A 16840-nucleotide genomic window follows, 5' to 3' on the forward strand; every position below is an offset into this window, starting at 1 on the left:
GCGGGCTCCGCTACTTCGTGATCCAGAGGTCGTAGCGCTCCTGGATCTCCTCCGGGGTGAAGCCCGGCTCGTCGTACATGCCCTTGGCCATGCGCTGGCGGAAGGCCTCGTAGAGGATCACGGCCGTGGCCACCGAGACGTTGAGGCTCTGCACCATGCCCTGCATGGGGATGTAGATGTGGTCCGGGGCCAGGGTGTTCAGCTCCTCGGCCACGCCGTCATGCTCGTTGCCCATGATCACGGCGGTGGGAAGGGTCAGGTCCCAGTCGGTGAGCGGCTTGGCCTGGGGCCCGAACCCCGTGGAGAGCACCTGCATGCCCTTCCCGCGAAATCCCTTGATCATATCAGCGGCGGACTTGTGGCGCTTGAGGGGCACCCACTTCTTGGCGGAAGCCGAGCTCTTGTGCCCGAGCGTGGGGAAAGGCGTGTCCGTGTAGAGCAGGTGCGCCTCGGCCACGCCGAAGGCGTCGCAGCTGCGCAGCACCGCGGAGACGTTGTGCGGGTCGTGGATGTTGTTGAGCACCACGGTGAGGTCTTTCTGCCTGCGGGCCAGAACTCCCAGGATGCGTTCCTTGCGGTTGTCGGTGCGTTCCCTCATGGATTGTCCTGCGATGTCGGTGGATTCAGCGAGGCAGCCCAGGCTGCGCGCGCCCCGAGAACGCGGCAAGTACGTGATCGTTGACCACTTGTCCATCCAGCGAGAGCGGGACAGGCCACCCCCAGCCCGTGGCCCGGATGCGTTCGCCGATGGCCCCCAGGTCGAACCCGAAGGCGCAAAGCCCGGCGCGCCAGGCCTGGGTCAGGGTGTAACACCAGGTCTCGGGCCACACCGAAAGGAACAGGGCGGCGTGGCAGCGCTGGCGGGCGATGAGCTCCAGGGCCTCTTCCTCGGCATACTCCCCGGTGATGTGCACCCGCCCCGTGGCGTAGAGCGCGGCGTCGTCCGCGCTGAAGCCCACCACACGAAATTCCAGAGGCAGGTCGCGGCGGGCGGCGTCCAGGGCGCAGGCCTTGAGCACCTCGAAGCCCTTGTGCGGGCCGATGGCCCCGATCACGGCCAGGCGCAGGCGGGAGCGCCCGTCCCAGGCGGGGGGCGGGGGCGGCGGCGCGAAGGCGGGCTCCCCGTGTGGCACGGCCATGACGGAGAGGCCGGGGAAATGGCGCATCATGCGCCCGGCGGCATCCGCGCTGGGGGCCGCGACGCGCCTGGAGCCGAGCAGAATTCTCGAGGAGCGCTCGATCAACCCGGCCACACCGCCCTCGGGCCGGAAATCCGCCCCGTTGGCGTCCACGCAGCGTTGGCAGACCTCGGGCGAAGGCTCGGCGCAGTGACGGCGGGTGTCGTCGATGCAGTTGATGCGGGGGCAGAACCAGGCGAAATCGTGTACCACCGCGTCCTGGGGCAGGCCCATGCGCCCGGCCAGCTCCAGCAGCGCGGGCGGCACGTCCATGAAATGGTGCAGGCGCAGCTCCGTGGCCCCCAGGCGCGCGAGGTCCGCCGCAAGCAGATCCTGCTCCTGGGGTAGCCTGTAGCGAAGGTTGGGGCAATCGGGAGCCTGGGTGGCCTCAAGGCGCACCCGGTCCGGGCCGCGCCCGCCCTGCCCCGTGTCCGGCAGCAGCGTGGCCGTGGCGAACCCGGCGGCGGCCAGCTCGGCGCGCTCGTCGCGCAGCCTGCGGGCCGTGCCGCCGGAAAGCCCGTGGCAGACCTGCACCACCGTGGGTTGCGGGCGCAGGCGCTCCAGCCTTGCCCTGTCCACGTTGCGGCGCAGGTCCAGCAGGGGGTCCTGGCGGTTCCACTCCAGCACGGTGGGCAGATAGAGGGGGAAGCGCCGCTCCAGAAGGGCCAGGTTGCGCTCCAGGGCGGGCTTGCGCGCCGCGCCGAAGGAGGCCTGGCCGCTGTGGCGGACGAACACGTCCCCGGCCAGCACGTGCCGCCAGCCCAGCCTGGCGGAGCGCAGGCAGAAATCGTTCTCCTCGGCGTAGCCCGTGCCGAAGGTGTGCTCGTCGAAATATCCGGCGTCCACCAGGCAATCGCGGCGGATGTACATGCAGAAGCCCACGGCCGTGGGCAGGTCGCGCACGGCCCCGGCGTTGCGCGCGGCGAACAGGGCGTCCAGCTCCGCTGGGGTGATGTCCTGGAGGGCGGAGTTGTCCTGGTTGGGCCGTGGATAGGAGCAGATGGTGGCGTTGTTGGAAAACGGCGTCGCGCTGCCGACGTCCGACGCGGAGTGCGCCGCGCGGGCCAGCCTGTCCAGCCAGCCGGGGAAGACCACGGTGTCGCTGTTGAGCACCACCACGTCGCGGTCCTGGTGCAGGGCGAAGCCCCTGTTCACCGTGGCCGGAAAACCGAGGTTCGCTGGGTTGACCAGCAGCGTGACCAGCCCGCGCCCGGCCAGTTCGCGCACGTAGGCCGAAAGCTCGGGCTCGGGCGAAGCGTCGTCCAGCACCACGATCTCCATGGCGGCGCGGTTCGGGGCCGCCAGCAGCGACTCCAGGCAGGCCCTGGTCTCCGCCAGCCCCCGGTACACGGGCACCAGAACGTCAACCACGGGGGGCATGGCCGTCCTCCTCATCCTCGGCCGCAGCTCGAAGCGCCTCGGCGGACAGGGTTTCGAGTTCCGCGAGCCACAGCGCCCCGCGCTCCCGCACGGCGCGCAGGAACTCCCCACGGCACTGAAGCGGCAGGGGCGGCGGCGCATCCGGGGCCAGCCAGGCCTGGCGCAGCCAGCCATTGTAGGCCGCAAGAGCCCCGATTGTGCGCCCGGGGTCGCAGACTGTCACGGGCGATCCCGGCAGCGGCGCGCCCGTGGCCGCGTCGCTGACCGCGACGCGGGCGCAGCACCCGCTCCGCGCGGCGACCTCCCACACGACTTCGAAGCCGTGCGCCCCGTCGTGCAGACCCCTCTCCAGAAGGTCAGGCCGGAATCGGTCCGCGAGCACCTCGCGCACCTGCCCGGCGTCGTCCTCAAGGCGCACCATGCGCCGCCTGCCTGGTTCGGCCGGATGCCACAGATGACCTGCGATGCGGTTGGAAATTTCCACGGCAGCACTGCCCTGGGCCGCGCCCGACCCTGCGGGCCTGAGCGGCGAACCGTGACAGGCGATGCCGGAGTCGGCCAGGGCCGCCGTCACCTCCGCGCCCGCCCAGGCTCCGGGCAGGGCCATGCGGAAGGCGTGGCCGTCCGGCAGGCCGGCCAGGGCGAAGGCCGGGTGGGTCAGCCCGGCGGCCATCACCCCCGCCGGGGAGCCGCCCACGCTGAAAGCCACGCCCAGTTGGTCCTGCGGCCGCCGCGGGTCCAGCGCCGCGCCGCAGATGTGCCCGCCCTGGAGCACGGCCAGCCCGAACGGCTGCACGCCCGAGCCCTCGGCCAGGGTGCGCAGGGCCAGGGCCCAGTCCTCCACGGAATCGGAGAGCGAGGCCAGGCGCACGGCCTCTGCCTGGAGCGACGGGGCCGCGCCAAGCGACAACCCGCTGGAGAGCAGGAAGCGCAGGGCCTCGCGGTTGTCCGCATCCTGGGCCAGCACCTTCAGGCATTGGGCACGGCAGGCGGCGAAATCGCGAGCCGCGTGCAGGCAGGAGGCGTGGAGCATCCGCGCTGCGGGCAGGTCCGGGGCCATGCGCGCCACCCGTCCCGAACAATCCAGGGCCTGCTCCATGTCGCCCAAGGCCGCGTAGATACGGCAAGCCAGGGCCAAGGCCGGGGCGTGGGTCTCGTCCAGGCCCAGGCAGCGCCGGGCCAGGGGCAGGGCTTTGTCGGCCTGGCCCGAGGCCAGCAGGCTTTCGGCCGTGCGCAGGTCTTCCCTGGCGACGCGGATCTGGGCCTCGGCTTCGGCGTCGGGACGGGAGTACGTGGATTTCATCGGCCCTCCAGCACCCGCTGCGCCATGCGCAGGTGCGCGGGCAGGCAGACGCGGCTGTGGTCGTACCGGGTGACGGCGGTATGCCTGGCCGCCGCGCGCAGGTGCGCGAAACGCGCCGGGGCCTCCAGCGCGGAGGCCACCGTGGAGGCCAGGGCCGAGGGATCGAAAAAGTCGGTGAGCAGCCCGTTGACCCCGTGCTCGATGGCCTCCATCACAGGTGCTGTGGCGGAGCCCACCATCAGGCACCCGGCGGACATGGCCTCGATGCAGGACCACGACAACACGAACGGATAGCTCAGATAGATGTGGCAGGCCGACACCTGGAGCAGCTTGAGGTAGACGTTGTAGGGCTCAGCCCCCAGGAAGTGCACGCGGGAGAGGTCGATGCGGTTCTCGGCCAGGTGCTTCTGCCGCCAGGTGAGGCCCTCCGGCGGGTTGGGGCCGTAGCCGGGGCCGTCCTTGCCCACCACCAGCACGCGGCAGCCGGGCCTGCGGGCCAGCAGCTCCGGCAGGGCGCGCATGAAGGTGTGGAAGCCCCGGTAGGGCTCCAGGTCGCGGGAGATGTAGGTGACGATCTCGTCCCCGGCGCGCAGGGATGGCAGGCCCGGCCCCAAGTGCAACGCCGCCGAAGGGTCGGGGCGCACCAGGTCCGTGTCGATGCCCTCGTGGATCACCTCGATAAGGGGGTGCCAATGCCCGGGGTGGCCCTGCTTCTGCCAGAGCGTGGGGCTCACGGCGGCGTGGCAGGTGTTGAGCGCGTGCAGCACGGCCGTGTTCTGCATGGCCAGCACCGGGCCAAGCTCCGGCGGGGCCGGGAACTCGGGGTCGAAGCCCACGTCGGCCCCGCTGGTTCTGTAGTAGAATTCGCAATAGACGATGCGCTTGGCCTCGGGGAAGACCTGCTCCAGAAACAGGGCCTCGCCCCACCCCGGATGCACGTAGATCAGGTCCGGCACCACGCCCTGGGAGCGCAGGCGCCAGGCGGCCTCAAGCACGGCGGCTCCGCGCCGGACCTGGGCCTCCATGTTGCGGGCGTAGGGGTGCGTGCCGGCCGGGGGCTGGCCTGAAACCTGATAGGTGGCGTAATGCACGCCCTCGAAAGGGGCGGAGGCGCAGGCCTGCTGGATGGCGGCCACCAGCACCCCGGGGCGCGCAAGGAAATGGGCCACCAGCCCGCGGAACTGGCTGGGGAAATCGTAGTGGATGAAGAGGACGGTCAGGCCGTTGCGCTGCATCAGCGGGAACCCGTGGGCTTGAGTGGCGGCCTTGTGTGCGTGGCGCGCTTTCACGCACGGGATGAAGGCCCTTCCGTCCCGGCGGAACCGCCCCCGCGCCACAGGGCGCGGGGGCGAGAAAAAGCCGCGCGGGGCCTAGAAAGCGCCCTTGGGGACGATGCGCACGCGCAGGGATTCGAGCATGTCGCCCGGCTGGACGGACTGCAGGAACTCGCCGTTGCGCACTTCCGCCACCTGACCGGCCTGCATGAACGTGCCGGAATAGCAGATGTCGTACCTGGCTTCGGCCTGGCCCTTGAGCCGGGCCACGAAACCGAGCAGGGGCATGCCCATGCCCCGCGTGCCGCAGAACTGGGGCGCGCTAGCCCAGGGGGTCAGACGTCCGTCGTGGGAGATGGCGGCGTATTCCAGAGCGTCGGGTTCCAGGCTTTCGGCAAGCATGGCCACGGCCTCGAGACGCAGCCTGGAGCCGGGCAGACCCGCGGGCTGGCCGTCCTCGACGACCTGATCGCCGACATTCTGGATGTGGCAGGCCACTTGAAGCTTGATACCCGGAGCGGACTGGGGCTGCTGCCCGAACATCGGCGCTTGGGCCGCCTGGGGCTGACCGAAGGGGGCCGCCTGGGGCTGCTGTCCGAACATCGGAGTCTGGGGAGCCTGAGGAGCGGCCTGAGGCTGGCCGAAGGGGGCCGCCTGGGGCTGCTGTCCGAACATCGGAGCCTGGGGAGCCTGGGGAGCCTGAGGAGCGGCCTGAGGCTGGCCGAAGGGGGCCGCCTGGGGCTGCTGCCCGAACATCGGAGCCTGAGGAGCTTGGGGCTGCCCGAAGGAAGCGCCCTGCGCGGCCGCCTGATGCCTGCGGACTTCAAGATGCATCCCCGTGGAGGGATAGTCCCCTGGGCGCAGGGTCAAAAACTGCACAATGGCGCCGCGCTCGCCAACAGTGACTGCCACTTCCTGCCCGGGGGAGGTCAGCCAGGCCACTTCGCCGGATTCGAACGCCACCGAGCCGGAGCCCGGGACGGGGAGAATGCTGAGCTGCAGGCAGGGGATACTCAGGCCGGCTAGGTCTTTCTGGGGGACGTCGATTCCGGTGAAGGCGATCACATGCCGGCCAGGCTCCAGAGGTACTAGGGTCAGTTCAGGAGTGGCGACCGACTCCGTACCCCGGCTCGCGGCCGTCCCCTTGTTGGCGAAAAACATATTGCTGGTGACCATATCTGCTCCTTGAAGCCTGAAATTAGCGTTCCCTGATGGAATCATCCAAAGCGCGCATGATTGGGTACATCAGATAGGTGATGACCCTGCGCGAACCCACCTTGATGCCGACCTCCAGGCTCATGCCCGGAACCAGCCTGAAATCCTCCGGCACGTTCCTGATATCGCTCATGTCGGTAATCTCCACGCGCGCCGGGTAGACACCCACCCTGCCGGAGGGGGTATCCTTGGAGATCTGGTCCTCGCCGACAACGCGCACCTTACCCTTGAGCAGCCCATGACGATGGTAGGGGAAAGCCTCAAGCTTGATGTTGCAGGGGTCGCCCACCCGCAGGAAGCCGATATCCTTGGGCAGAATGAGGGCCTCGACCTCCAGCGGCACATTGAGCGGAACCAGCGACATCACGGGTTCGCCTGCCTTGACCACGCTCTCGCTGGGGTATTTCACCACGTCGAGCACCACGGCGGTCACCGGAGCGGTGAGCGTGGAGAGCTCGCTCATGCGGGAAGACTTGGAGACCTCCTCGGTGAGGGTGCTCAGATCCTGCCTGGCCATCGCCAGCTTGTTGCTGACCTCGTTGCGCCAGTTGCTGACGTAGGCGTCCTTTTCGGCCTTGAGCTGCTGGAGCATAAGGCGTTTGGCGGACAGTTCCCCCTTGGCCTTCTCATGCTGGGCCGTGATGTTGGCGAGCTGATTCTGGGCGTCCAGGTAGGACAGGCGGGAATCCACGCCCTGGCGATAGACCTCGCTGCGCATGTTCATCACTTCCTGGCCCACGTCCACCTGCTTCTTGGTGATGGAGACCATCTTCTCCAGGGAGGCGATGTCACTCTCTGTCTCGGCGGTCTTGCTCTGGATGGCCTTCATCTTGGCGCTGAACTCGTCGCGGCGGCCGGCGAGTATCTTGAGCTGTTCGGAGGTCTCCTCCTGGGTGGTGCCCGGCGGCGGCACGTAGGGCTTGCCGTTGAGCTCGCACTCCAGGCGGGCGATGTCCGCTTTGTTGCGCATGAGGCGGAAGCGGTTCTGGGTGTCGGTGGCCGAGGTGAAGGTGTTGTCCAGGCGCACCAGGGTCTGCCCCTCGGCCACCACTTGGCCCACCTTGACGTCGATGGAGCGGATCACCGTGTCGGAAAGCGGCGAAATCACGATGTCCTTCCCGGAGGAGACTATGCGCCCCGACCCGGTGACCTGGATGTCCACCTCCGACACGATGGACCATGACAGCAGGAACGCCAGCAGGAGCATGATGATGTAGAGCGTCAGCCGGGCGGTCCTGGGCAGGGGCGTGTTGGCTATCTCGGACGCGTCCGGCTGGAACTCCACCATGTCCGGGTGGATGGAGGGCAGGGACGGATCGTCTTTTTTCTTGGGCAAAAACATCGGTTTATCCTTGTGCCTGCCAGCCGCCGCCGGTCAGCGCGCCAGGTTCCATGTGGCGGTTCTGCTTGTGCCAGAGGTCGGCGTAGATGGGGCAGGTGCGCAGCAGGTCGTGGTGCGGCGCGTTGCCCACCAGCAGGCCCCTGTCCAGAACGACGATGGAGTGCGCCGAAGCCAGCATGGACAGCCTGTGGCTGACGATGATGAGCGTGCGCCCCTTGGCGATGCCCGCCAGGTTGGCCTGGATGATGGATTCCGATTCGGCGTCCAGGGCGCTGGTGGCCTCGTCCAGGATGAGGATCGGCGGTTCCATGATCAGCGCGCGGGCAATGGCCAGGCGCTGGCGCTGCCCGCCAGAGAGGTTAGCGCCTCCCTCGACGATGGGGCTGTCGTAGCCCTGGGGCAGGCGCTGGATGAACTCGTCCGCACCGGCCAGGCGCGCGGCCATGACCACCTCCTCGAAGGTGGCCGAAGGTTTGGTTGCGCTGATGTTGTCTCGCACTGTGCCGTAAAACAGAAAGTTCTCCTGCAGCACCACGCCGATGGAGCGGCGCAGGTGGGCCAAGTCGATGTCGCGAAGGTCCAGACCGTCGACGGTCACCCGGCCTTCCTGCAGTGGGTAGAGCCCCTGAATGAGCCTTGTCAGGGTGGACTTGCCGGAGCCCGAGCGGCCCACGATGCCGATGATGGAGCCTGCCGGGAAGTTGAGCGAAAGGTCCATGAGGGCCGGGGGGGAGCCGGGAGCGTAGCGGAAGGTCACGCGCTCGATGCCGATGGAGCCGGAGATGGGCCCCACCAGGCCCCGCGCGGAGAGGGGCCTCTCCTCGGGGCGGTTCATGATCTCGCCCAGCATGGTGACCGAGAGGCCGATCTCCTGGTATTCGTGGAGGATGGAGACGATGGACACCAACGGCTGCGTGACTTTGCCGGAGAGAAGCTGGAAAGCCACGATCGCCCCTGTGGTGAGTTCATTGTCGAAGGCAAGGCTCGCGCCCACCCAGACCACCAGCAGCGAGGTGAGGCTCTGGATGAAGGTGGAGCTTGTGCCCACGATGGCGGAGAGCTTTTCCACATGGAAGGCAGTGGTGACGGACCTGGAGCTCAAATTCTCCCAGGCGCGGTACTGGTGGGGCTCCAGAGCAAGGGATTTAACCGTGTGGATGCCCCGGATCGATTCGACCAGATGCGAGTTGCGGCGTGCCTCCGCTTCATAGTGGTAACGCAACCGCTTGCGGAAGGAGCCCATGGCTAAACCGGTGATGATCGCCACCACCACCGACATGCCCAGCACGATACATGTCAACTTCGTGCTGTAAAAGAAGAGCAGCGGAATGAGCACGATCAGGATGGTGGCATCCAGAATGGTCATGAACAGGCGCCCTGTCATGAACTGACGGATCTTGTCTTTTTCGCCGATGTGCTTGAGCAGTATGCCCGCGGGGGTGTTGTCGAAGAAGTCGATGGGCAGGCGCAGCACATGCCCGTAGATGACACGGGCAAGGTTAAGGTCGATCTTGTTGGTGGCGAAGAGCAGCATGTAGCGCTTCAGGTAGGAGAGCAGGGCGTCGAGAATGAAAATGCCCAGCAGTCCTATGGAGAGCACCGTGAGCGTCGAGACGCTCTGGTGCTGCAGCACCCTGTCCAGCACGAGTTGCATATAGATAGGGAAGCCCAGCGACAGGACGTTCACCGTCATGGTGGCCAGGGCGATGTCACGGAAGATCTGCTTCTGCTTGAACATCTCTGGCACGAACCAACCCAGGCCGAAGGGCTGCTTCTCGTCAGTCACGGCGAACGACTTTTTGATCATCACCGCCTGGCCGGACCAGACTGCCTCGAGCTGTTCGCGCGTATAGAACTGGAACTGATAATTGCCGGAAGAGGGGTCGATCAGAGCGACATCGCCGCTTTGGGGCTCGCCCCGGACGCCGGAAAGGATGACGTAGCGGCCGTCATTGAAACGGGCGATAATCGGAAACGCGTCTCCGACACGGAAGAGCTTGCTCCAATCAAGGGAGGCCGTCTTGCATTTGAACCCTCCCTCGCGGGCGATGCGCACCAGCAGAGCAGGGTCGATGTCGTTCTCAACGATGGAGTATTTATGAACGATGCTTTCAGGAGTGATGTCTTCGTGAAAGTGCCTTGCCACAAGTACATAACAGATCAGGCCGCTATTCAGCTGAAACTGTGTCATGGAGAAATGTTCCTTGCTATCTAACGCGAGCGAGGAGGGCTGGCAGCCGGTGACCCGCTAAAGCGCGCACAGAAATGTCTTTAAGCTTATCGCCAGATACCTTCCCCAGCCACGAATTGTCAACCCGCCAAGATTTATCATGAAAGGTTCCCATGCTCCCCCTCCGTCATCGTCGCCGGACCTCATGACATGCAGGCCCGCGGACAAGCCAACTTCTTTCGGAAAATCCCGCCTGACAGTACACCCCAATTTCGAACGTGAATACTTAAAAAAAGGTTGCCAGCAGTCGCGAGAGTTGGTTATGTTCGATTTAGATGGGCGTGGACTTCCGGGCTTGCGACGGCTCGGGCCTGTCCGACAAGGCGATGCGCGGCCGGAGTTTTCCGTTACCCGCACCCTGGCGAGGTTCCATTATGGTGGACAATATGGACAAAACGCTTGACGCCCTTCATTTGCCATAATATTTCAGTGCGAAGTTTTTTTTCCTGGCTCCATGCCGACGGTTCATTCTCAAGTGACCACTCGCGAGGAGCCAGCCCAACTTGAACCGATGCGATAAGGCCTTCAGCTAAAATACTGCGCGCAACCACATCAAACGGAGGAATAATTCATGGCTACGATTAGTGGCGGCCTCAGCCAGACTTCATTCGTTCAGTCCTTTGCCGGCAACCCGCAGCTGGTGGCTCTGTCCGCTGGGTTGATCCCCTCGGGCGCCGTGACCCTGAACCAGCTCGGCCCGGTCGGCCAACTCTACGTCGGCCAGACCTACGGCCTCTACGCCGCTCTGGGCGGCACCGCTCCCGGCGGCCTGACCGGCTCCAACCTGCAGCTGTTCCAGGCGTTCTCCCAGTTCTACGCCTTGGTCGACATCATGCTGTTCGGCCCCCTGATCGGCGTCGGCGGCACCACCATCCGCTAGGTCCAAGTAGATCAAAGATTCTGGCCACCCCCCCGGCAATGCCGGGGGGTGACACCAGCCCAACATGCAGGCCGTTTCATCGACGGCCTGCATTTTTTCCTAGCCCTGAAAGTTTCACGAAGGTGGCATCATGAGTGCGTCCAAACCGTTTACGATTGTACTATTGTGCAGTAACGAAGACATCCAAAGCCTTGCCATGTCCCTTCAGGCCCGGGGGGCCAACGCCACAATCCAGCACGCCCCCGATCTGGCAACCCTGCGGGTCTGTCTGAACAAATTCAAGGATAACGTCCGGCTCATCTCTTTCATGAGCAACGTCATCGTGCCCGCCGACGCCCTCACCCAGTTCGACCTTGGGGCCTACAACATCCACCCCGGCTCCCCCGACTACCCTGGCACCGCTCCCGAAGCCTGGGCCAGCTACGAGCGGGCCACCCATTTCGGCGCCACGGCGCACGTCATGTCCATCAAAGTCGATGACGGCCCGATCATCGACACCGAAATCCTTCCCGTTCCCCAGGGAGCGCACCGGCTCATATACGCGCAGCTCGGCTCGCGCGCGGCCCAGGCGCTGTTCTCCAAGCTGGCTCCCAAACTGGCTGACCCTGCGCCGCTGGAGCCGAACGAGAGCCTCTGCTGGGGCGGCACCAAAAGGACCAGCGCCGATTTCAACAAGATGGTCAGCCTCGATCCGGATATCACCCAGGAAGAGTTCATCCGCCGGATCTTCAGCTTCGGCCCGCCCGACATCGCCGAGTTCTCCATCACGTTGCACGGCCACAAGTTCATCATGCTCACCGAATCCGGCGTGAAGGGCTATCTGGACGCCTCCGACGACGGCCAGGTGCGCGGCTGGGCCTGGAACATGGCCCACCCCGAGCGCAGGCTGGAGATTTCCGTCCGCGTGGACGACGCCCGCGACTTCGTGACCAGGGCGAACATGTACCGCCAGGACGTCCACGACGCGGGCCACGGCGACGGCTATTCAGGGTTCGCCTGGACCCCGCCCAAGGAACTGCGCGACAACCTGCCCCATCGGGTGGACGTTTCGGCCGCCGGACGCCGCCTGCTGGGCAGCCCCAAACTGATCGTGTTCAAGAAACTGCCGCAGGATGACGAAGAGTAGCCGCTTCCTGCATGTGGGGTGCGGACCCGCCGGGTCCGCACCGCTGCCGGAGCCTTTCCATCGCGGGTCATGGACGGAGGTGCGCCTGGATCTCGATCCGGCCCACGGACCGGACATCGCCTGCTCCATCACGGATATGGCCCCGGTGGCTGACGCGTCCTTCCAGGCGGTCTACTCCGCCCACAACCTGGAGCACCTGGCCGAACACGAAGTGCATGCCGCGCTGAGCGAAATCAGGCGCGTGCTCGCTCCCGGCGGGTTCGCCCTCGTGACTGTCCCCGACATCCAGGCCGTCGCACAGCAGGCCGCCCTCGGCGATCTGCACCGCGTCCTCTATGTTTCTCCGGCGGGTCCCGTGCGGATCATCGACGTTCTCTACGGCTTCACCCCAGCCATCGCGGAAGGCAACACCCACATGCGCCACCGGACCGGGTTCAGCGCGGCCTGCCTGACCACGGCTCTGGCCCGTGCAGGCTTCGCGGCCACCTTCGTGCTGCGCAGGACGGAGCGCTTCGCCCTCACCGCCCTGGCCTGCGCGGACCACTGCGCCGCGCCCCATGACATCCCCTGGTGGCTGGCATGAGCGGGACATTCCCCGGTCATATAGATGCAGTCGGGCCCGTTGTTTCGGGCTGGGTGGCCGCCCCCGCTGGCGAAGGCCCCTTGACGGTCTGCTGCGTACTGGACGACACTTTGTGGCTGAGCGCCCGTGCCGACCTCCCCCGCCCGGACGTCGCCGAGGCGCTGGGCTGCGGCGAGCTGTGCGGCTTCAGCATCGCCCTGCCCCCGGTGGTGATGGACGGCCGGGAGCACGCCCTGTTGCTGGGCGTGCTCGGCCATGAGACATACCGTTTTCCGGGAGCCCCGACGAGTGTGGTGCTCGGCAGGCCGGACATTTCCGTTTACCCGGCCGACGGGCAGGCCCTGCTGGCAGCCTGCCCCGATGCAGCCGGCCTGCAGGACGGGCCCGGCGCGCCGCTGGCCGTTTTCCTGGCCCAGGCTTGCGGCAGTACCGTGGGTTACGCCCTCTGCCTGGGACCTGAAGACGGCTCCCCGGGGGGCTGCTGCCGGTTTCTGCTGGATGTGCGTCCTCCCTGGCGCGGGCACGGCGCGGGCTCGCGCCTCGCCGAGCAGATGCTCGCCTGGGCGCGCAGCCGTGGAGGGCTCACGCTGCGCACCTCGGTGGCGTTGCCGGACGGCGGCGTGGTGGGGTTCTTCGAGAGGCGGGGTTTCAGGGTCGAGGCGGTGCGCCAGCACGCTCTGGAAAGCGCTGACGGTCCCAGGGATGTGGCTGACCTGGCCTGGACTGCTCCAGCCGGCGGTTGAGAGGCCGTAAAATCTTCAGGACAGCAGCAAGGCCACGGCCTTGCCGACCTTGCGCCTGTCCCACATGCCCGTGCCTGACAAGGTGGGCGCCCCCTCCCCGTTGAGGGCCTCGGCGATCAGCCGGTGGCTCATCCCCTTCTTGACCATTCCGCGCAGGATCGAGGCCAGGCGGCTCCTGTCCGCCTTGGCCGGGGCATTGGACTCGCGGCCTGGTTTCGCCTGCCTGGACGCCTTTGGAGGACTGGGCCGTGGAGTCTCCCGGGGCGTCTGCGGCCGGGAATGCTCCTGCGGGCGCACATCGATATCCTGGCCCCCTTTGAGGATCCGCTCCATGGGCACGCCCTGGGCCAGCATGAGCAGCACCTGGTTCTGGCGGGTGAGGTTCTCGGTTATGGCCTTGAAATCGTTGATCTGCATATCCTTGACTTCCACCTGACGATCCGCCAGGGCCAGCCTTTGCCGCAGCAGTTCGTTCTCGCGGGCCAGGGAATCGGCGCGCACCTTGAGTTCGGCCAGCTCCATGCGGGGGCCTTCAACGGCAGGAAACGCCTGAACCGCTTGCGCAAGAGGCGGGACTTCCGGGACTTGAATTTCAGGCGCCAACGGCCCCTGGGCAGGCTGTTCCGCCAGGGGCGGCTCCAGAACATGAGGGGCCTTCGCATGGGGGGCTGCGGCCTGGGCCTCGCGAGCCCGCTCTGTTTCGGGCCAGACCGCCCACTGTGCGGCAACGCCACCGGCTCCCGGCATGCTCTCCCCTCTCATGTGCCCCTCCTTCGCTCCCATCAGCGCCGCGCCAGCAAGTATTCCAGGCGCGCCCTGTAGGCCGCGCCAACCGCGGCCGGGTTGTGGCGCAATTCCATGAGCCTGCGCCCGTTCTCCGCCAGGCGGGACGCCCGGGCCGGATTTTCGACCATGTCTCGCATGTTGGCGGCGAGCTGGTCAATGTCCGGTTCGGCCCAATACAGGCCTTCCCCGAAGGGATACTCCCCCCTTCCCACGGGCACCAGCCTTCCGCCCACGGGATAGCCCGTCTCGGCGGTCAGGAAGTCCTCATTGCCCGAATATCCTGTGGCCACCACGGGTTTGCCCAGCAGCATGGCCTCGGCCAGGGTGCGCCCGAAGCCTTCTGATCGGTGCGGGGAGACATAGGCGTCGCAGGCGGCGAAGAGCCCCAACACGTCGCCCCGGTCCATGGTGCCGCCGATGTGCAGAATGCGGGCGTCCTGCGAGGCCTCTGCGCAGAACGCCAGCCACCGGGGGTCGTCCGGGCTGGTGTTCATCACCTTGAGCACCAGCCGCACAGGCTCGCTTCCGGCCGGGAAGGCCTTGCGGAAAGCCCTCAGGGCGGCCCAGGGATTCTTGCGCGCCAGGTAGGAGTTGAAATCGAACACGTAGAGGAACAGGAACGCACCCTCCGGCAGACCGAACGCGCTGCGCGGCAGGCGCCGCAGCCTGTCCACGGTGACGGCCATGGGCATCAGCACCACCGGCACGGGCGAGCTTTTCTGGAAGGCTTGCTGCGTGTAGCGGCTGGAGACCCAGATCTCGTCAACGAGTTCGTAGGCCTCGCTCCAGACCGCGGGCCATTCGGGCAACTCCCAGGGCCAGTAGCCGATGTTCAGGCGTCCGGAAAATAGGTCCGCCCCTTTCTCCAGCCAGACCCTGGCCGTATCCAGCCCCGTAAGGCAGAACAGGTTCACCCCGTAGGGGGCCTCCTCCCGGAGGTGGGCGTCCAGGGCGCAGTCCTCCTGCCTGGTGTTGGGCCCCGTGCGCACGTTGACCACCGCGAAGGGCACACCGGCGCGCTCCAGCGAGGCGGCGGCCATGCGGGAATCCTCCCCGATGCCCAGTTCGCCCTTGGCGAAGCCCACGATGTTCACCCCGGACGGCAGGGGCCCGGACGGAGCGCGGCCGGCCGCCGGCACGGGCGAAGCCTGTGGGGACCGCCCGCCCGCCAGCAACTGGCCCAGCCGGTAGCGCTCCACGGCCTCCTCGCGGAACCAGCGGGCGGCCGCATCGATCTGGCGGGGGTCCGAAAGAGCCTCCATCCCGCATCCGGGGCAGGCCCAGAGCCAGGCCAGCACGGCAAGGCGGCTGAGGCCTGGGATGGCGGGATGCTGCCCGGCCAGCCACGCCGGGGGATCAAGCTCCAGATAGCCCCCGTGCTTCAGGGTCCTGACCCCTTCGCAGTAATACCAGCCCAGGAAACGCGCCCTGCCGGACGGGGTGTGCAGGGGGAACTCGGCCTGCAGGGCCGGGTCCATCTGCCAGGTGTAGAGCTGGAGCAGGCTGACGGGGGCCTCCCCCACTGCCTGCCCCGCCGCCTGTCCGGGCGCCGCCTCGGCCCAGGCCCTGGCGTTGAGCCTGCGCACGTGCTGGGCCGGGAGGTGCCTGAACAGGTCGTGCTCTGGCACGCCGTGGACGAAGAACCAGCGGATGAAACCGGCTGTCCCGGCGGGAGTATCCGGCGGATGCTGGGCGCGGGCGTCCGTGCGCTGCCGCCAGGTGACCTCCATCAGCCGCGTGAACTCGAAGGCCTCGCCCGGAGGCGCGGGCCGGATGATGTCTCCCACGTGGGGCAGGTCTTCGGGACGGACCCGGGCCGCGGCCGCCGGGAAGTCGCACGGGGCGTGCAGCAGCCACCAGGCCTGGAAGTCCTTCTGGGCTTCGGGGTCGTCGATGGGCGCGCCCATGCGGACGTCCTCCCGCAGCAGCCACGCGAAGCGCAGCTCCCTGATCAGGAAAGGGGCGCGCATGGACGGTTGGGATTGCCGGGCGGAATGTTCCAACATTGAAAGATTGTACCTGTTTGCCCTGCCCCGTCAACCGCGCCCGGCGGCGGTCGAAAGGCGTTGCCCGCCGGGGCGTCCCTCCTGTAGCCTGCGGCCTTTCGAGCATCGCCCGAGGGAGAATCGCCATGCCCCGACCCACGCGGTCCCCCTGGATAGACGTCTCCGTGCCCGTCCGCACCGGCATGCCCGTCTGGCCGGGCGACCCGCCAACCCTGACCGAACGCCTGCTGGACCTGGAGCGCGGCGACCCCTGCACCCTGACCCGCGTCGAGATGTGCGCCCACGCGGGCACGCACATGGACGCACCCGCCCACTTCGTCGCGGGCGGCGCGAACATGGACGCCCTGCCCCCGGACACCGGCATCGGCAGGGCCCGGGTGATCGCCATCCTCGATCCGGGAGCCGTCACCGCCGGGGAGCTTGCCCCGCACCGGATCAGGCGTGGGGAGCGCATCCTGCTGAAGACGGCCAATTCCGCCCGCGTCTGGGATTCCGCCGGTTTCCTTGAGGACTGCGTGCGCCTGACTCCCTGTGCGGCCGCCTATCTTGCGGAGCGCGGGCCGAGGCTGCTGGGTGTGGACGGGCTCTCCGTGGGCGGGCAGGACGAGTCCGGCGAGGAAGTGCACCGCATCCTGCTGAGCGCCGGGGTCTGGATTCTGGAGGGGTTGGATCTTTCAAACGTGGAGCCGGGCTCAGTGGAACTCGTCTGCCTGCCCCTCAGGCTGGCAGGGGCCGAGGGCGCACCGGCGCGGGCGCTGGTCCGCCCAATCGGGCGGCGGCGCGCTGGAGGTTGA

14 protein-coding genes are annotated in these 16840 nt (G+C 67.2%); 5 read left to right on the top strand and 9 right to left on the bottom strand.

What is annotated here, in order from left to right:
- Window positions 1–10: 10 nt before the first annotated feature.
- From MLE18_RS03015 to MLE18_RS03045, 7 genes are all read right to left on the bottom strand, one after another.
- Window positions 11–598, bottom strand: a complete 588-nt coding sequence (locus MLE18_RS03015) for a TrmH family RNA methyltransferase (protein WP_243367256.1) — start codon at window positions 596–598, stop codon at window positions 11–13.
- Window positions 599–623: 25 nt separating this feature from the next.
- Window positions 624–2558, bottom strand: a complete 1935-nt coding sequence (locus MLE18_RS03020; protein WP_243367258.1) for a glycosyltransferase — start codon at window positions 2556–2558, stop codon at window positions 624–626.
- A complete protein-coding gene (locus MLE18_RS03025) occupies window positions 2542–3861 on the bottom strand; it encodes a tetratricopeptide repeat protein (RefSeq protein WP_243367260.1) in 1320 nt (439 codons plus the stop codon). Before MLE18_RS03025 ends, MLE18_RS03020 begins: the two co-directional genes overlap by 17 nt.
- Window positions 3858–5096, bottom strand: coding sequence for a glycosyltransferase (locus MLE18_RS03030; RefSeq protein ID WP_243367262.1), 1239 nt, complete (start codon window positions 5094–5096; stop codon window positions 3858–3860). Before MLE18_RS03030 ends, MLE18_RS03025 begins: the two co-directional genes overlap by 4 nt.
- Window positions 5097–5231: 135 nt before the next feature.
- Window positions 5232–6311: a hypothetical protein gene (locus tag MLE18_RS03035; RefSeq protein ID WP_243367264.1), complete on the bottom strand. Its 1080-nt coding sequence runs from the start codon at window positions 6309–6311 to the stop codon at window positions 5232–5234.
- 22 nt (window positions 6312–6333) lie between these two features.
- Window positions 6334–7692, bottom strand: a complete 1359-nt coding sequence (locus MLE18_RS03040) for an HlyD family type I secretion periplasmic adaptor subunit (RefSeq protein WP_243367266.1) — start codon at window positions 7690–7692, stop codon at window positions 6334–6336.
- 4 nt (window positions 7693–7696) lie between these two features.
- Complete coding sequence (locus MLE18_RS03045; RefSeq protein ID WP_243367268.1) at window positions 7697–9883, bottom strand: peptidase domain-containing ABC transporter; 2187 nt, start codon at window positions 9881–9883, stop codon at window positions 7697–7699.
- A gap of 610 nt (window positions 9884–10493) precedes the next feature.
- Between MLE18_RS03045 and MLE18_RS03050 the strand changes: the two genes are divergently transcribed.
- The 4 genes from MLE18_RS03050 (at window position 10494) to MLE18_RS03065 (ending at window position 13254) form a co-directional block, all read left to right on the top strand.
- Window positions 10494–10802 (top strand): hypothetical protein, encoded by a 309-nt coding sequence (locus MLE18_RS03050; protein ID WP_243367270.1) that lies wholly within the window; start codon window positions 10494–10496, stop codon window positions 10800–10802.
- A gap of 196 nt (window positions 10803–10998) precedes the next feature.
- Window positions 10999–11928, top strand: coding sequence for a formyltransferase family protein (locus MLE18_RS03055; RefSeq protein ID WP_243367272.1), 930 nt, complete (start codon window positions 10999–11001; stop codon window positions 11926–11928).
- Window positions 11915–12511 (top strand): class I SAM-dependent methyltransferase, encoded by a 597-nt coding sequence (locus MLE18_RS03060; protein ID WP_243367274.1) that lies wholly within the window; start codon window positions 11915–11917, stop codon window positions 12509–12511. The genes MLE18_RS03055 and MLE18_RS03060 overlap by 14 nt, the downstream gene beginning before the upstream one ends.
- Window positions 12508–13254 carry a GNAT family N-acetyltransferase gene (locus tag MLE18_RS03065; RefSeq protein WP_243367276.1) on the top strand — a complete coding sequence of 249 codons (747 nt, stop codon included), beginning with the start codon at window positions 12508–12510 and terminating at the stop codon, window positions 13252–13254. The genes MLE18_RS03060 and MLE18_RS03065 overlap by 4 nt, the downstream gene beginning before the upstream one ends.
- A 15-nt stretch (window positions 13255–13269) precedes the next feature.
- Here MLE18_RS03065 and MLE18_RS03070 read toward each other — a convergent pair whose 3' ends face one another.
- On the bottom strand, window positions 13270–13776 hold the full coding sequence (locus MLE18_RS03070) for a hypothetical protein (protein ID WP_243367278.1): 507 nt from the start codon (window positions 13774–13776) through the stop codon (window positions 13270–13272).
- 260 nt (window positions 13777–14036) lie between these two features.
- Complete coding sequence (locus MLE18_RS03075) at window positions 14037–16010, bottom strand: glycosyltransferase family 4 protein (protein ID WP_243367280.1); 1974 nt, start codon at window positions 16008–16010, stop codon at window positions 14037–14039.
- A 161-nt stretch (window positions 16011–16171) separates the two neighbouring features.
- Between MLE18_RS03075 and MLE18_RS03080 the strand changes: the two genes are divergently transcribed.
- Window positions 16172–16840 carry a cyclase family protein gene (locus tag MLE18_RS03080; RefSeq protein WP_243367282.1) on the top strand — a complete coding sequence of 223 codons (669 nt, stop codon included), beginning with the start codon at window positions 16172–16174 and terminating at the stop codon, window positions 16838–16840.

The organism is Fundidesulfovibrio soli (assembly GCF_022808695.1).
Lineage (GTDB): Bacteria > Desulfobacterota > Desulfovibrionia > Desulfovibrionales > Desulfovibrionaceae > Fundidesulfovibrio > Fundidesulfovibrio soli.

What these genes read in the sequence shown, in the direction of transcription:
- MLE18_RS03035 (WP_243367264.1), bottom strand. Translation starts at nt 6,311, where the DNA reads ATGGTCACCAGCAATATGTTTTTCGCCAACAAGGGGACGGCCGCGAGC.
- MLE18_RS03025 (WP_243367260.1), bottom strand. Translation starts at nt 3,861, where the DNA reads ATGAAATCCACGTACTCCCGTCCCGACGCCGAAGCCGAGGCCCAGATC.
- MLE18_RS03080 (WP_243367282.1), top strand. Translation starts at nt 16,172, where the DNA reads ATGCCCCGACCCACGCGGTCCCCCTGGATAGACGTCTCCGTGCCCGTC.
- MLE18_RS03040 (WP_243367266.1), bottom strand. Translation starts at nt 7,692, where the DNA reads ATGTTTTTGCCCAAGAAAAAAGACGATCCGTCCCTGCCCTCCATCCAC.
- MLE18_RS03065 (WP_243367276.1), top strand. Translation starts at nt 12,508, where the DNA reads ATGAGCGGGACATTCCCCGGTCATATAGATGCAGTCGGGCCCGTTGTT.
- MLE18_RS03070 (WP_243367278.1), bottom strand. Translation starts at nt 13,776, where the DNA reads ATGGAGCTGGCCGAACTCAAGGTGCGCGCCGATTCCCTGGCCCGCGAG.
- MLE18_RS03015 (WP_243367256.1), bottom strand. Translation starts at nt 598, where the DNA reads ATGAGGGAACGCACCGACAACCGCAAGGAACGCATCCTGGGAGTTCTG.
- MLE18_RS03060 (WP_243367274.1), top strand. Translation starts at nt 11,915, where the DNA reads ATGACGAAGAGTAGCCGCTTCCTGCATGTGGGGTGCGGACCCGCCGGG.
- MLE18_RS03030 (WP_243367262.1), bottom strand. Translation starts at nt 5,096, where the DNA reads ATGCAGCGCAACGGCCTGACCGTCCTCTTCATCCACTACGATTTCCCC.
- MLE18_RS03055 (WP_243367272.1), top strand. Translation starts at nt 10,999, where the DNA reads ATGTCCCTTCAGGCCCGGGGGGCCAACGCCACAATCCAGCACGCCCCC.
- MLE18_RS03075 (WP_243367280.1), bottom strand. Translation starts at nt 16,010, where the DNA reads ATGCGCGCCCCTTTCCTGATCAGGGAGCTGCGCTTCGCGTGGCTGCTG.
- MLE18_RS03050 (WP_243367270.1), top strand. Translation starts at nt 10,494, where the DNA reads ATGGCTACGATTAGTGGCGGCCTCAGCCAGACTTCATTCGTTCAGTCC.
- MLE18_RS03045 (WP_243367268.1), bottom strand. Translation starts at nt 9,883, where the DNA reads ATGACACAGTTTCAGCTGAATAGCGGCCTGATCTGTTATGTACTTGTG.
- MLE18_RS03020 (WP_243367258.1), bottom strand. Translation starts at nt 2,558, where the DNA reads ATGCCCCCCGTGGTTGACGTTCTGGTGCCCGTGTACCGGGGGCTGGCG.